This is a genomic window from Streptomyces sp. ALI-76-A (genome assembly GCF_030287445.1).
In the GTDB taxonomy this organism is placed as follows: domain Bacteria; phylum Actinomycetota; class Actinomycetes; order Streptomycetales; family Streptomycetaceae; genus Streptomyces.
This window is the reverse complement of sequence record NZ_JASVWB010000002.1, coordinates 1,432,305-1,445,597: the sequence shown is the minus strand read 5'-3', so window position 1 is coordinate 1,445,597 and position 13,293 is coordinate 1,432,305. Positions and strand designations below refer to the sequence as shown.

The window sequence follows — 13,293 nt, the reverse complement described above, 5'->3', positions numbered from 1 at the left end:
GGCCGCCCCCGTGGCTGCCCGCGCGCCCCACGTGTCACGCGAGCCCTCGCCTCCGGGCTACAGGAACGGCGTGCCCGCGTCCAGCCCGGACAGGACCCGGCCGTACAGCTCCAGGTTGGTGGCCGGGTTGACGAAGGAGTGCAGGCTCAGGGCGTGCAGATCGCGCACCGCCCGCTGCACGGGTTCCTCCTGACGCAGCGAGGAAGCGCCGGACGCCGACCCGATCAGGTCGACGGCCTCCTTGCACAGCCGGGTCGCATACCCGCACTGCGCCCGGATCCGGGCCCGCTCCTCGGTCGTGCACGGCTCACCGGTCACGGCCCGGGACTCGATCAGGGCGACGAACTCGGCGGTCAGCAGCTCGGCGCAGGCTATCTTCATGGCCGCCTCACCCGCTTGCAGATGGGTGACGGCCGCCTCGTGCTGCCGCTCGTGGAAGGTGTACGTGATGCCCCGCCGGTGCGTCCGCTCGGTGAACTCCGCCAGCGCCGACCGGGCCAGACCGAGCGCGGTCGGCACCGTCCACGCGCAGAACAGCAGCAGGACCGGCATCCGGTAGAACGGGTCGTCGGCGTTGGCCTGGGCCGGAAACTCACCGCTCAGCAGCGGGCCGACCGGCAGCACGCGGTGGGCCGGCACGAGGACGTCCCGTGCGACGACGCTGTTGCTGCCGCTGCCCGCCAGGCCCGAGACGTACCAGTCGTCGAGCACCTCCAGTTCGGCCATGGGGACGGCGGCCCACAGCACCTCGGGCGGCCCGTCGTCCGAGGGGAGCCGGACCGTCAGGAGGTGCCAGTCGGCGTCCTGGCAGCCGGTGGCGAAGGCCGAGGTGCCGTTCACGACGTAACCGCCGTCCGTCGCGACCGCCGTGGCGTCCGGGATGAGGGTGCCGCCCACCCGCACGTCCGGGCCGGTGAAGATCTCGTCCTGCGCCTCGTCGGGGAGGAGCGAGGCGATGAACGCGCAGCCGGCCTGGATCGACGCCATGAAGGCGGCCGAACCGCAGGCGGCGGCGATCTCGGCCAGTGCGTCGACCTGGGTGCGCAGCCGGGTCTGGTGACCGCCGTACCGGCGGGGGACGTTCATCCGGTGGATCCCGGCGTCCGACAGGGCCGCGACGACCTCGCCCGTCACCCGCCGCCGCTGTTCGGCGCGCAGGGCGTGCGAGCGGATCAGCGGGCGGATCGCCCGTACGCGCTCCACCAGGTCGGCGTCGGAACGAGGTGCTGAGGACGGAGCCATGGACGACCTCCGGGCGGGACGGGGCCCTCACCGTGACGCGGATCGTCCGCGCTGTCAACGAGCGTACGTATCAGTGGAGTTGACGCGGAGGACGGATGGCGGCAGCACTGACCGGGGGCGTGCGGTGTGCTGGTCGGCGGAGCGTTCCTCGAGCCGCGGGCCGGCGGGGTGACGGGGGCCACCGCTCCCGTCACCAGGCGGCCCGGCCCCGGCGTTCCCCGTATCACTGCACAGGGGTTGTCCGGACATGATCCGGCGCCTAGGGTCACCTCAGAGAGCAAGCGCTTTCTTCATGTCCGTCGGCCGTACCAGGAGAACCGCATGCCCCCGCTCCCAGCCCGTCGCCGCGTCGCCGTGGTCGGTACTGGTGCCATCGTCAGCGGCAGCCACCTGCCGGCCCTCAGAGCCCACGCGGACCGTACGGAACTGGTCGCCGCGGTCGACGTCGACCAGGACCGGCTCGACGCCTTTCGCGAGCTGGCGGGCGAGGATGTCGCCGGGTACCTGTCGATGGACGTGATGCTGGACGCCGTCCGTCCCGACCTGGTGCTCATCGGCACGCCGCCGTCCCTGCACCGCGAGCAGACGGTGGCCGCGCTGAAGGCGGGCGCCTGGGTGCTGTGCGAGAAGCCGCTCACGCTGTCGCTCGCCGAGTACGACGAGATCGCGGCGGCCGAGGAGGCGTCCGGCGCGTACGCGTCCGTCGTCTTCCAGCACCGCTACGGCTCCGGCGCCGTGCACGCCCGGGAGCTGATCGCGAGCGGAGAGCTGGGCGCCCCGCGGGTCGCGCACTGCCAGACCACGTGGTACCGCGACGCCGCCTACTACGCGGTCCCGTGGCGCGGCAAGTGGGCCACCGAGGGCGGCGGGCCGACCATGGGCCACGGCATCCACCAGTACGACCTGCTGCTGCACCTGCTCGGCCCGTGGACGGAGATCCGGGCCATGGCGGCGCGCCTGGTCCACGACACCGAGAGCGAGGACGTGTCCACGGCCCTGGTCCGGTTCGAGAACGGCGCCCTGGCGACCGTCGTCAACAGCGTGCTCTCCCCGGCCGAGGTCAGCCGGATCCGCGTCGACTGCGCCGACGCGACCGTCGAGCTCACCCACCTGTACGGGCACCGCAACGAGGACTGGGTCTACACCCCGGCCCCGCACGTCGGCTCCGAGCGCGCCGCCGCCTGGTCCGCCCCGGCCGCCGACGTGCCCAGCTCGCACACGGCCCAGCTCGGTGCGCTCCTCGACGCGTACGACAACGGTGTCAGGCCACCGACCAGTGGCGCCGAGGCCCGCGCCACGCTGGAATTCGCCGCCGCCCTCTACAAGGCCGCGTTCACCGGCGCCCCGGTGCACGCGGGCGAGATCGCACCCGGCGACCCGTTCTACCCGGCGATGCACGGCGACCACCCCCACTGGGCCCCCGAGGAGCGCGCATGAGCATCCGCGTCAGCCACGTCCACGGCGAGCACATCGCGGTCGAGGCCGCGGACGGCACCGAGATCCTCCGTTACGTCTACCGCCCCGACCCCGAGGCCTTCGAGTCGCGCAAGCCCTACGCCCATCCGGTGCGCACGCTCGCCGGGCGCACGGTGACCGGTTACCGCCCGAACGACCACCGCTGGCACAAGGGCCTGCAGATGACGGCGAGTCACCTCTCCGGCCAGAACTTCTGGGGCGGCAACTGCTATGTCCACGGCCAGGGTTACCTCCCCCTGCCGGAGCGGGTCGGCTCGATGCGGCACGACGGCTTCCCCGCGTTCAGGGCCGACGAGGACCGGCTCGCCGTCACCGAGGCGCTGACCTGGGTGGAGAACGGCGGCGCCGAATGGGCGCGCGAGGAGCGCGGCCTCACCGTCCACTCGGTGGACCAGGAGGCCGGCGCCTGGACGCTGGACTGGTCGATCCGTCTCACCAACGTCCGTGACCAGCCCCTGGCCTTCGGCTCCCCGACCACCGCGGGCCGCGAGATGGCCGGTTACACGGGCTTGCAGTGGCGTGGCCCACGGGACTTCACCGGCGGCACCGTCTTCGGCCCGGACATCGACGGGGGAGCGGGCGCGGACGCGGGCAAGCTGATGGGCACCCAGGGCCCGTGGCTCGCCTTCACGGCGGAGCACGACGACGTCGACGGGCACTCCACCCTCGTCTTCGCCCACGCGCCGGAGAACCTCGACGAACAGCGCGCGATCCACGAGTCGCACTGGTTCGTCCGGTCCGAGCCGATCCCCACGGTCGCCTTCTCCTGGGCGTTCTTCGAGGAGTTCGAGCTGCCGCCGGGCGAGTCCTTCTCCTACCGCTACCGGGTCGTCCTCGCCGACGGCGCCTGGGACCGGGACCGCGTCGCCGCGTACCTGGAGGGCCTGCCGTGGTGAGCGAGCCCGGGCCGGCCCTCCCGCATCCGCTGCCCGGCGCCGTCGGCCTCTCCCACCTGAGCGCCTACGACTGGGAGGCCGCCGACGGCGTGTGCGGCGGCAGCCCGCACCTGCACCTGGTGTGCACGGAGGCGTACGTCGTCACCGGCGGCCGGGGCGCGGTGCAGACGCTGAGCCCCGACGGCTACCGGGACATCCCCCTGGAGGCGGGCTCGGTCGCATGGTTCACCCCGGGGACGGTGCACCGCATGGTGCAGGGCGGCGACCTGCGGATCACGGTGCTGATGCAGAACAGCGGCCTGCCCGAGGCCGGGGACGCCGTCTTCACCTTCCCGGCCGAGGTGCTCGCCGACCCCGACACGTACGCGGCGGCGGCGGCCCTCCCGCCCGGCACGGGCAAGGACGCGGCGGCGGCGGCTCGCCGGCGCCGGGACCTCGCCGTCGAGGGCTACCTCGTCCTGCGCGAGGCTCTGGTCGCCGGCGACAACGGCCCGTACCTGGAGTTCCAGCGGGCCGCCGCCCGGCTGGTACGCGCCAAGGTGCCCACCTGGCGCGAGCTGTGGCGGGCCGGCGCGCTGGCCACCGCCGAACGCACCGGCGCCCAGCTGGACGCGCTGGCCGACGGCGACCCGGCCCACCTCGGCGAGGCGACGGCGTACGAGGCGGCCCCCACCCGGCTGGGCGGCTTCGGGATGTGCGGCAGGCGGGACGAGTACAGCCTGCCGGGGACGACGCTGCCGTACCGGGGCGCGTGACAGGGGTATCCCAGTCGGCAGTCAGGGCAACCAGGAGGCTCAGGGGGCCGTCAGAATTCCGAGGAAGCTGCCCAACTGACCAACCGCCCGACCGTCTGACTGGCTGTCCGACTCGACCCGCCAACCGGCTTACCCCGCACGCTGGTTGAGCCGCCGGTCGGTCGTGCCGGGCCGCGTCCTGTTTCACCGTCCGATCTTCTGTCATGCCCCAGAGTCGATGGGCCATTCGAGTGCGAGCCGAGTGAGAACACTGTCGCGGTGCCGATCCTCTTGTCATGAACCTGCGATCCGAGGAGCGGATCGCAGCCTCATGGAGGTGTGGGATGCACCGCAGATTCGCCACCGCTCTCGCCGCTTCGACTCTGGCCCTGGCCGCCGTCGTCGGTACGGCCGCGACCGCCGAGGCCGCGCCCGCCGACAAGCCCCAGGTCCTCGCGAGCTGGACTCAGACCGGCGCGTCGAGCTACAGCGCCTGGAACGCCGCCCGTACGAACCAGTCCGCCTGGGGCGCGTACGGGTTCGACTGGACCACCGACCACTGCTCCTCCTCGCCGGACAACCCGTTCGGCTTCCCCTTCTCGACCTCCTGCGCGCGCCACGACTTCGGCTACCGCAACTACAAGGGTGCGGGCACCTTCAGTACCCACAAGACGCGCCTGGACAGTGCCTTCTACGAGGACCTCAAGCGCGTGTGTGCCGGCTACACCGGCGGGACGAGGACGGCCTGCGACAGCACGGCGTGGACCTACTACCAGGCGGTCAAGGCCTTCGGCTGAGCGAGCCGCGAAGCCTGGAAGGTCCCGGGACGGCTCTGGACCTTCCAGGACGGCGGCTGCCGGCGCGGCTCGACGCGCCTTCCGGTGTCGATGCGTATACCCCGGCCCGGTATATGGGGGGATCGACCCGAAGACTTGACCGGATACCCCCCAGGGGTATTGTGGGGTGTACAGGCCTCGACAGGGACGCCGGAGGCCCTGACCGCCCAGGAGCCGGCCATGCACACTGGACTGAAGATCACCTCGTTCGCCGCCGCACTCGCGGCGACGTTCGGAACGGCCTACGGCGTGGGCAAGAGCCTCGACCCGGCCGTCGAGGACGCCGCGCCCGCGCGCCACGAGAGCCACGGCGAGGCGTCACCGTCACCGGACGGCGGCGGCCACACGGGGCACGAGGCGCGACCGCCGGGCGGACTGCAGATCTCCGAGGGCGGCTACACCCTCGACCTCAGGACCCCGCAGGTCACCGCCGGCCGCCGGGCGGACCTGCGCTTCGTCGTCCGGGACGACAGTGGTCGTGCCGTCACCGCCTACAGGCGCGAACACGACAAGGAACTCCATCTCATCGTGGCCTCACGCGACCTGGTCACCTACCGTCACCTGCACCCGGTCCGAGCCGCCGACGGCACCTGGAGCACCCCCGTCGACCTGCCCCGGGCGGGTGGCTACCGGGTCTTCGCCGACTTCACCCCGGCGCGCGGGAACGCCGCGAACCTCACCCTCGGCGCGGACCTGGCGGCCTCCGGCCCCTACGCGCCCCGGAGCCTCCCCGAGCCGGACACCACCGCGCGGGTGCACGGCTACGAGGTCGAGCTCGACGGTGCCCTGCGCCCCGGCGCGGCCGGCGAACTCACGCTGACGGTCTCCCGCGCCGGCAAGCCCGTCACCGACCTCCAGCCCTACCTCGGCGCCTACGGCCACCTGGTGGCCCTGCGCTCCGGAGACCTCGCGTACCTGCACGTCCACCCGAACGGCGAACCCGGCGACGGCCGGACCGAGCCCGGCCCGGCCGTCTCCTTCACGGCCACGGCACCGAGCACCGGCACCTACCGGCTCTTCCTCGACTTCAAGCACGCGGGGAAGGTCCGCACCGCGGCGTTCACCGTGCGGGCCGGCGCGGCGGCGGGGGAGGAGCGCGCGGAGCCGGGCGAGCGCCCGGACGCCGGCACGCCCACCGGCGCCGGAACGGGCTCGGACGCCCCGGAGTCCTCGGACGGTCACGCCACCTCCGACGGTCACGGGCACTGAGACCTGGGCGGGCGCGCCCTTGAGGCGACCCGCCCAAGCGCTGTCCGAGCGGCGGTGGCCCTCCGTTCCCGCATCCGCCCGCGCGGGATTTCGCAACCGGTCCTCGGTCCTCGGTCCTCAGCCGAGGGCACGGTCCAGGTTGAAGGCCGCGCTGATCAGGGCGAGATGGGTGAACGCCTGCGGGAAGTTGCCCTGTTGCTCGCCGGTGTGGCTGATCTCCTCGGCGTACAGGCCGAGATGGTTGGCGTAGGTGAGCATCTTCTCGAACGCCAGCCGCGCCTCGTCGATCCGCCCGGCGTGCACCATGGCCTCGACGTACCAGAACGAGCAGATGGAGAACGTACCCTCGTCGCCGCGCAGCCCGTCGGGACTCTCCAGCGGGTCGTAGCGGTAGACCAGCGAGTCGGACACCAGGTCGTGGGTGAGGGCGTCCAGCGTGGACAGCCACTTGGGGTCGGTGGGCGCGATGAACTTCGTCAGCGGCATCATCAGCACCGCCGCGTCGAGCACGTCACCGTCCTCGTGCTGCACGAACGCCTGGCGCGTCTCCGACCAGCCCCGGCTCATGATCCGCCGGTAGATGGTGTCGCGGCACTCCCGCCAGCGGTTCAGGTCGGCGGGCAGCCCGCGACGGTTGGCCATCCGGATCCCGCGCTCGATCGCCACCCAGCACATCAGCCGCGAGTACAGGAAGTTCTTGCGGCCCCCGCGGGTCTCCCAGATGCCCTCGTCGGGCTGGTCCCAGTTCTCGCACACCCAGTCCACCAGCGCGCACACGTCGTCCCACTGGCTGCTGGAGATGGGCTTGGCCCATTTGTCGTAGAGGTAGATCGAGTCGATCAGCGCGCCGTAGATGTCGAGCTGGAGCTGCTCGGCCGCCGCGTTGCCGATCCGCACCGGCGCGGAGGCCCGGTGCCCCTCCAGATGGTCGAGTTCACGCTCCGTCAGATCGGTGCGGCCGTCGATGCCGTACATGATCTGGAGCGGGCCCGACGGCTTGCCGTCACCCGGACTGACGTGCCGGGTCACGAAGTTCATGAACGCCTCGGCCTCACCGGTGAAGCCCAGCCGCAGCAGCGCGTACACACAGAAGGCGGCGTCCCGCACCCACACGTACCGGTAGTCCCAGTTGCGCTCGCCGCCGAGCTGCTCGGGCAGGCTCGTCGTCGGCGCCGCCACGATCGCGCCGGTCGGCGCGTAGGTCAGCAGCTTCAGCGTGAGGGCCGAACGGTGCACCATCTCCCGCCAGCGGCCACGGTACTTGGACTGGGACAGCCAGGTCCGCCAGTACGCCACCGTGGTGGTGAACTGCTCCTCGGCCTCCGTCCGCGCGCATCGGCGGGGTGTCACCTCGCCGCCCACCTGGTCCAGCGCGAACACCGCCGACTCGCCCTCGGCCAGCTTGAAGTCGGCGTACGCGTCCTGGCCGTCGACCTCCAGCGGCACGGTCGCGGTCAGCCCCAACGACAGCTTGGCGGACTCGAACACCGCGACGTCACCGGCCATGCGCACGGTGTGCGGCTCACTGCCGTAGTCGAAACGCGGCGCCACGCGGGTACGGAACGGGATGGAACCGCGTACGCACAGCACCCGCCGGATCAGCCGGTGGCGTTCGGTCTCCACCGCGGCCCCGTCGACCGGCATGAAGTCCTGCACCTCGCCGACACCGTCCTCGGTGAAGAACCGGGTGATCAGCACGTTGGTGTCGGGGAAGTAGAACTGCTTGGTCGTGGCCGGCACGGTCGCCGCCAGCTCGAAGGAGCCGCCCTTGTCCGCGTCCAGGATCGAGGCGAAGACGCTCGGGGCGTCGAACGACGGGCAGCAGTACCAGTCGATCGTGCCGTCGGTGCCCACCAGGGCCACGCTGCGCAGGTCGCCGATCAGACCGTGCTCGGCGATCGGCAGGTAACGCCCGCTCCCGCTCCCGGACCCGTCCTGTGCGGTCGGTGTGGTCGGTGGTCCATCCATCGCAGCCTCCATGCCCGGCACGCCCCTCGGCCTCAGCCTCAGCTTAGGCGGCACGGGATAGCGCGGGGCCATAACGGCGCTGGACCGCGACGGTACCCTTGACGTCGCCATGACCGCCGCGGCATCCGCAGTCGCCATGACCGCCGCGGCACCCGCAGGGCACCCGGCTACCTCTTGACGGCGCTCAGCACCACGAACTTCGGGTCACTGGCGACCAGCCGGCTGTTGCCGAACAGGCGCCGCAGCTTCAGGTGGTACCCGAGGTGCCGGTTGCCGATCACCCACAGCTCGCCGCCGGGACGCAGCGCCCGCTTGGCGCCGGTGAACATCCGCCACGCCGTCGCGTCGGTCGTCGCCTGGTGCGAGTGGAACGGCGGATTGACGAGCACGAGGTCGACGCTCCCGGCCGGTACCCCGGCCAGCCCGTCCCCGACCCGGAACTCGGCGTGCCCGGGCGCGCCGTTCGCCCGGTACGTCGCCTCCGCCGAGGCCACGGCCTGGAACGACTCGTCCACGAACAGCACCTCGGCCCCGGGGTCGGCCAGCGCCACCGCCGTACCCACCACGCCGTTGCCGCACCCGAGGTCCACCACCCGCGTGCCCTTCGTGTCCGGCAGGTGCCGGAGGAAGAACCGGGTGCCGATGTCGAGCCGGTCGGCGCAGAAGACGCCCGCGTGATTGACGACCGGGCGCCCCGAGACCTGCCCGACGCCGTCGGGCAGGTCATAGCTGTACGGCCAGGGGCTGTCGGCCCGTTCCGGTGCCGGCTCGGGCGCGCAGAGGACGAGCCGGGCCTTCCGCTCGGCGAGCGAGGTCCGGGTCGGCCCGAGGATCCGCTCGAACAGCCGGAGCGTCGAGGTGTGGATGTCCTTCACCATTCCGGTGCCGACGACGACCGTGTCCGCGTGCACCGCGGGCGCCAGCCGCAGCAGCTGGTCCTCCAGGAGCGCGAGGCTCTTGGGCACCCTGACCAGGAGGACGTCGACGCGGGCGGGCGGGGTGTCCCGCGTGGTCAGCAGGTCCACCGCGCCGGGCTCGACGCCGTTGCGGGCGAGGTTGGCCCGGGTCGCCTCCTGGGTGAGGTACGAGTCGGTGATCTGCGTCGGCCGGTGTGCCGCGAGCGCCGTGGCCAGCGCGCCCCAGCGGTCGCCGACCACCACCACGGTGCCGGACAGGGGGACCTTCTCGTCCGCGAGATGCCGGAGCAGGTACTCGTCGGAGGCGTCCCAGGCACGCAGCCGGTCACGCGGGTCCTCGGGGAAACGGGACAGCGCCAGCTCGCCCCAGGGAGTCGTCATACGGTCGTCCATCGTGCGTCAAGGCTAGCCGAGGCGCGGCTTACGACCGGTCGGGCAGGATGGAGGCCATGGACACCGAACTGTTCCCCCGGGAGCGGACGGAGGTGGCGCCGGGCGCGGTGCACGTCCCGGACTGGCTGGACCCGGCCCGCCAGCGCGACCTGGTGCAGGCCTGCCGGGAGTGGTCCCGCCCGCCGGCCGGGTTGCGCACGGTCCGCACCCCCGGCGGCGGCACGATGACCGCCCGCCAGGTCTGCCTGGGCTGGCACTGGCATCCGTACGCCTACGCCCGCACGGTCGTCGACGGTGACGGCGCCCCGGTGAAACCGTTCCCGAGCTGGCTGGGGGAGCTGGGCCGCCGCGCGGTGAGCGACGCGCTCGGTCCGGCGTGGGCCGCGACCGCCGGGTACGACATCGCGCTGATCAACTACTACGACGGCGACGCCCGCATGGGCATGCACCGCGACAGCGACGAGAAGTCGGACGCCCCGGTGGTGTCCCTGAGCCTCGGCGACACCTGCGTCTTCCGCTTCGGCAACACCGAGACCCGTACCCGGCCGTACACCGACGTGGAACTGCGCAGCGGTGACCTGTTCGTCTTCGGCGGTCCGTCCCGGCTCGCGTTCCACGGCGTACCGCGGGTGCACGCGGGCAGCGCGCCGCCGGAGTCGGGGCTGACAGGGCGCCTGAACATCACGCTCCGGGTCAGTGGCCTGTAGGCCGGCGCATCCGCGGATCATGGGAGACTCGCCTCCATGAGCGGGAAGGCGGACCCCCGGACGGCGGGGGAAGGGACCACGTCCAGGGCACGGTTGGACCGGGGGCGGGGTGCGCTCGGTCCCGCCCTGGAACTCGTGCACACCGGACGCGCCCCGACCCGCGCCGTGCTCACCGCCGAGCTGGGCGTGACCCGGGCCACGGCGGGCGCGGTCGCCGCCGAACTGGAGGCGCTCGGGCTGATCCGGGTGGACGCCCGGCCCGGCGCGGCGGCCGGCTCCCAGGGGCGGCCCTCGCACCGGCTCGCGGTCGCCGAGGGCGGGCCCGTCGTCCTCGCGGCGCAGGTGCACGCCGACGGGTTCCGGGCGGCCCTGGTGGGGCTGGGCGGCCGGATCGTCGCCACCGCCCCCGGCTGCGAGACGGTGGACGCCGACCCGGCAAAGGTCCTGGTGTCGGTCGTGGAAGCCGGGGCGGAACTGCTGCGTACCACCGGACGCCGATGCGTCGGCGCCGGCCTCGCCGTGCCGTCCGCGGTCGCCGAACCGGACGGGCTCGCGCTGAACCCGCTGCACCTGGCCTGGCCGGTGGGCGCCCCGGTGCGCCGCATCTTCGAGGAGTGCGTGCGCGCGGCCGGCATCACCGGACCGGCGTTCGCGGGCAACGACGTCAACCTCATGGCGCTCGCCGAGCACCGGCACGGCGCGGGCCGCGGCGCCCGGGACCTGCTGTGCGTGGCCACCGGACACCGGGGCGTGGGCGGGGCGCTGGTGCTCGACGGGCGCCTGCACACCGGCAGTTCGGGCCTGGCGCTGGAAGTCGGTCACCTCACCGTCCACCCCGAGGGCCGACCCTGCCACTGCGGCAGCCGCGGCTGTCTGGACGTCGAGGCGGACCCGCTGGCCTTCCTCACGGCCGCCGGCCGCGACCCGGGTCCGGAGGTCTCCCTGCTCCAGCAGGCCAACGACCTGATCCTCGACCACTACGCCGACCCGTCCGTCCGGGCGGCCGCCGGGGCCCTCATCGACCGGCTCGGCCTCGGCCTCGCGGGACTGGTGAACATCCTCAACCCGGACCGCATCATCCTCGGCGGCCTGCACCGCACCCTGCTCGACGCGGACCCGGGCCGGCTGCGCGCGGTCGTCGCCGACCGGAGCCTGTGGGGGCAGAGCGGCGGCGTCCCCATCCTGCCGTGCACCCTCGACCACAACAGCCTGGTCGGCGCGGCGGAACTGGCCTGGCAGCCGGTCCTGGACGATCCGCTGGGCGCGCTGTCCTGACGCTTCCGCGAGCCGGGCCGAGTAGGCTCATGGCATGCGGATCGCCGTCTCCTCGGACATGGACGAACCCGTGGCGCGCACCCTCGTGGAGGAACTGCGGACCCGCGGCCACGAGGTCATCGCGCACGGAGCGCTGAACCCGGGTGCCGACCCCCGGTGGGCCGTCTGCTCCGAGGCCGCGGCCCGTGAGGTCGCCGCCGGGAGGGCCGACCAGGCCGTCGTGTGCTGCTGGACGGGTACCGGCGCCTCGATCGCCGCGAACAAGGTGCCCGGCGTCCGCGCGGCCCTGTGCACGGACGCCGGCACGGCCGACGGCGCCCGCCGCTGGAACGACGCCAACGTCCTCGCCCTCAGTCTCCGCCTGACCTCCGGCCCGCTGCTCAAGGAGATCCTCGACGCCTGGTTCACCGCCGAGGCCAGCACGGACACCGAGGACCGGGAGAACGTGGCCCGCATCGGACGGCTCGACCTCGGCAGGAACACGCCGTAGGCGCCACCGGGTTGGGACGCCACATGCCGTGGGCCCCACCGGGTTGGGACGCCACGTACCGCATCACCACCCCCTCGCGCGCCGGGCACCCTTGTTGCCCGTTCATGTCCCAGTTCGGACAGACGCCCCGCAGGGCCTCACCGCACGGCACGCAGAAGGCGCACTCGTACGAGCAGATGCGGGCCGGTGCGTCGAGCGGCGGACGCCCGAGGTGCCGATGCCCTCCGTCAGCTCGGCGACGAAGACCTCGGCGAGCCGGCCCCGCAGCTCCCTGAGGCCCCCCTCGTCGTAGTGCCCGCCCTGGTGTTTCGCGGCCACCGCCTGCACCCCGGTCCGCCGGGACAACGGCGGCAGATCGGCGGCCCGCCGACCGAGCCCGTACGGCGTCCACTGGACCACGCTGCCGCCGCCGAGCTCGCGGAACGCGGCCAGTCCGGCGCGCGCCGCGGTGACACCGCGCGGTTCCTGCCCGGGCGGCCGGGGACTGCCGAGGAACAGGTGGTCGTGCGCGTCGCACACGCCCAGGTGCTCGGGGAGGGCGGCGCCGGGCACCGTACGGACGTGCTCACCACTGCCGGCCCCGCGGCAGCCGGGCGCGGCCCGGCGCCGAGACGTGCAGGACCCGGAAGACGTCCCCGTCGGCCGCGGGCGTCTCGTGCTCCCAGAGCGAGAAGTGGACCAGCTCCCACCGCTCGGTGTCCACGGCCGCCGCGGCGAGCACCGCGCCGTCCTGCCGCGCGAGCCGCCCCGTCTCACGTACGGCGTCCGCCATGACGGCCGCCCACTCGGCGCCGTCCGGCACGGGCCGCCGGCATCGCACCGCGACCCGCGCAGGGGAGCGGGCGGCGCCGCCCTCCTCGTACGCCACGCCGGTCCACTGCCGGACCGGGGGCCGCCCGAAGTCGTCGCTGAGCCGCTGGAAGGCGCCGCCCCAGAGGAAGGTGTTCATTCCCCGCGCGGTGTCCCACAGGTAGAAGGGCGCGTACTGGTTGACCGGCGAGCCGTCCCTCCCGCGCTCGCGCAGCAGATAGGCCTTGAGGCCGAGGCCCTCCCAGGTGTCGAGCAGATGCCCGAGGCGGGCCACCCGGTCCCGGATGATCCCCGTGTCGTAGTCGGCGGGCAGGGTGAGCTCGTACTGCATGGCGTGCAT

At 73.2% G+C, this 13,293-nt stretch carries 13 protein-coding genes and 1 pseudogene; 8 read left to right on the top strand and 6 right to left on the bottom strand.

Annotation, left to right across the window (positions count from 1 at the left end):
• Window positions 1–57: 57 nt before the first annotated feature.
• Window positions 58–1,242, bottom strand: coding sequence for an acyl-CoA dehydrogenase family protein (locus tag QQS16_RS07440; protein WP_286060820.1), 1,185 nt, complete (start codon window positions 1,240–1,242; stop codon window positions 58–60).
• Between the two features lie 321 nt (window positions 1,243–1,563).
• On the opposite strand from QQS16_RS07440, the gene QQS16_RS07435 reads away from it, so the two are divergent.
• The 5 genes from QQS16_RS07435 to QQS16_RS07415 all read left to right on the top strand — a co-directional run bounded on the left by QQS16_RS07435 (window position 1,564) and on the right by QQS16_RS07415 (window position 6,393).
• The gene (locus tag QQS16_RS07435; protein ID WP_286060819.1) at window positions 1,564–2,679 is read left to right on the top strand and encodes a Gfo/Idh/MocA family protein; all 1,116 of its coding nucleotides are present in this window, start codon (window positions 1,564–1,566) and stop codon (window positions 2,677–2,679) included.
• A complete protein-coding gene (locus QQS16_RS07430; RefSeq protein WP_286060818.1) occupies window positions 2,676–3,614 on the top strand; it encodes a DUF6807 domain-containing protein in 939 nt (312 codons plus the stop codon). The genes QQS16_RS07435 and QQS16_RS07430 overlap by 4 nt, the downstream gene beginning before the upstream one ends.
• Window positions 3,608–4,369, top strand: a complete 762-nt coding sequence (locus QQS16_RS07425; RefSeq protein WP_286060817.1) for a cupin domain-containing protein — start codon at window positions 3,608–3,610, stop codon at window positions 4,367–4,369. The genes QQS16_RS07430 and QQS16_RS07425 overlap by 7 nt, the downstream gene beginning before the upstream one ends.
• Before the next feature lie 323 nt (window positions 4,370–4,692).
• Window positions 4,693–5,145, top strand: coding sequence for a phospholipase (locus tag QQS16_RS07420; protein ID WP_286060816.1), 453 nt, complete (start codon window positions 4,693–4,695; stop codon window positions 5,143–5,145).
• A gap of 219 nt (window positions 5,146–5,364) precedes the next feature.
• A complete protein-coding gene (locus QQS16_RS07415; protein ID WP_286060815.1) occupies window positions 5,365–6,393 on the top strand; it encodes a DUF8832 domain-containing protein in 1,029 nt (342 codons plus the stop codon).
• Between the two features lie 117 nt (window positions 6,394–6,510).
• On the opposite strand, the gene QQS16_RS07410 is transcribed toward QQS16_RS07415, so the two are convergent.
• Together QQS16_RS07410 and QQS16_RS07405 are read right to left on the bottom strand one after the other, a co-directional pair.
• Entirely contained in the window at window positions 6,511–8,361 is a 1,851-nt protein-coding gene (locus QQS16_RS07410; RefSeq protein ID WP_286060814.1) for a glycoside hydrolase family 15 protein, read from the bottom strand.
• 167 nt (window positions 8,362–8,528) lie between these two features.
• Window positions 8,529–9,659 carry a methyltransferase gene (locus QQS16_RS07405; RefSeq protein ID WP_286060813.1) on the bottom strand — a complete coding sequence of 377 codons (1,131 nt, stop codon included), beginning with the start codon at window positions 9,657–9,659 and terminating at the stop codon, window positions 8,529–8,531.
• Window positions 9,660–9,727: 68 nt separating this feature from the next.
• On the opposite strand from QQS16_RS07405, the gene QQS16_RS07400 reads away from it, so the two are divergent.
• Genes QQS16_RS07400 through QQS16_RS07390 form a run of 3 tightly spaced genes read left to right on the top strand, consistent with a single transcriptional unit; the run spans window position 9,728 to window position 12,143 of the window.
• Window positions 9,728–10,378 carry an alpha-ketoglutarate-dependent dioxygenase AlkB family protein gene (locus tag QQS16_RS07400; protein ID WP_286060812.1) on the top strand — a complete coding sequence of 217 codons (651 nt, stop codon included), beginning with the start codon at window positions 9,728–9,730 and terminating at the stop codon, window positions 10,376–10,378.
• Between the two features lie 36 nt (window positions 10,379–10,414).
• Window positions 10,415–11,653 (top strand): ROK family protein, encoded by a 1,239-nt coding sequence (locus tag QQS16_RS07395; protein WP_286060811.1) that lies wholly within the window; start codon window positions 10,415–10,417, stop codon window positions 11,651–11,653.
• A 34-nt stretch (window positions 11,654–11,687) separates the two neighbouring features.
• Window positions 11,688–12,143 carry an RpiB/LacA/LacB family sugar-phosphate isomerase gene (locus tag QQS16_RS07390; protein ID WP_286060810.1) on the top strand — a complete coding sequence of 152 codons (456 nt, stop codon included), beginning with the start codon at window positions 11,688–11,690 and terminating at the stop codon, window positions 12,141–12,143.
• On the opposite strand, the gene QQS16_RS07385 is transcribed toward QQS16_RS07390, so the two are convergent.
• The 3 genes and pseudogenes from QQS16_RS07385 to QQS16_RS07375 all read right to left on the bottom strand — a co-directional run bounded on the left by QQS16_RS07385 (window position 12,058) and on the right by QQS16_RS07375 (window position 13,293).
• Entirely contained in the window at window positions 12,058–12,321 is a 264-nt protein-coding gene (locus QQS16_RS07385) for a DUF1272 domain-containing protein (RefSeq protein ID WP_286066243.1), read from the bottom strand. The two genes, QQS16_RS07390 and QQS16_RS07385, sit on opposite strands and share 86 nt — an antisense overlap.
• Window positions 12,261–12,695, bottom strand: a pseudogene (locus QQS16_RS07380) (phosphotriesterase family protein); the annotation flags it as partial. The pseudogene QQS16_RS07380 and the gene QQS16_RS07385, both read right to left, overlap by 61 nt.
• A 13-nt stretch (window positions 12,696–12,708) precedes the next feature.
• Window positions 12,709–13,293: a DUF4865 family protein gene (locus QQS16_RS07375; RefSeq protein WP_286060809.1), complete on the bottom strand. Its 585-nt coding sequence runs from the start codon at window positions 13,291–13,293 to the stop codon at window positions 12,709–12,711.

What these genes read in the sequence shown, in the direction of transcription:
- QQS16_RS07440 (WP_286060820.1), bottom strand. Translation starts at nt 1,242, where the DNA reads ATGGCTCCGTCCTCAGCACCTCGTTCCGACGCCGACCTGGTGGAGCGC.
- QQS16_RS07435 (WP_286060819.1), top strand. Translation starts at nt 1,564, where the DNA reads ATGCCCCCGCTCCCAGCCCGTCGCCGCGTCGCCGTGGTCGGTACTGGT.
- QQS16_RS07430 (WP_286060818.1), top strand. Translation starts at nt 2,676, where the DNA reads ATGAGCATCCGCGTCAGCCACGTCCACGGCGAGCACATCGCGGTCGAG.
- QQS16_RS07420 (WP_286060816.1), top strand. Translation starts at nt 4,693, where the DNA reads ATGCACCGCAGATTCGCCACCGCTCTCGCCGCTTCGACTCTGGCCCTG.
- QQS16_RS07415 (WP_286060815.1), top strand. Translation starts at nt 5,365, where the DNA reads ATGCACACTGGACTGAAGATCACCTCGTTCGCCGCCGCACTCGCGGCG.
- QQS16_RS07410 (WP_286060814.1), bottom strand. Translation starts at nt 8,361, where the DNA reads ATGGATGGACCACCGACCACACCGACCGCACAGGACGGGTCCGGGAGC.
- QQS16_RS07405 (WP_286060813.1), bottom strand. Translation starts at nt 9,659, where the DNA reads ATGACGACTCCCTGGGGCGAGCTGGCGCTGTCCCGTTTCCCCGAGGAC.
- QQS16_RS07400 (WP_286060812.1), top strand. Translation starts at nt 9,728, where the DNA reads ATGGACACCGAACTGTTCCCCCGGGAGCGGACGGAGGTGGCGCCGGGC.
- QQS16_RS07395 (WP_286060811.1), top strand. Translation starts at nt 10,415, where the DNA reads ATGAGCGGGAAGGCGGACCCCCGGACGGCGGGGGAAGGGACCACGTCC.
- QQS16_RS07390 (WP_286060810.1), top strand. Translation starts at nt 11,688, where the DNA reads ATGCGGATCGCCGTCTCCTCGGACATGGACGAACCCGTGGCGCGCACC.
- QQS16_RS07375 (WP_286060809.1), bottom strand. Translation starts at nt 13,293, where the DNA reads ATGCACGCCATGCAGTACGAGCTCACCCTGCCCGCCGACTACGACACG.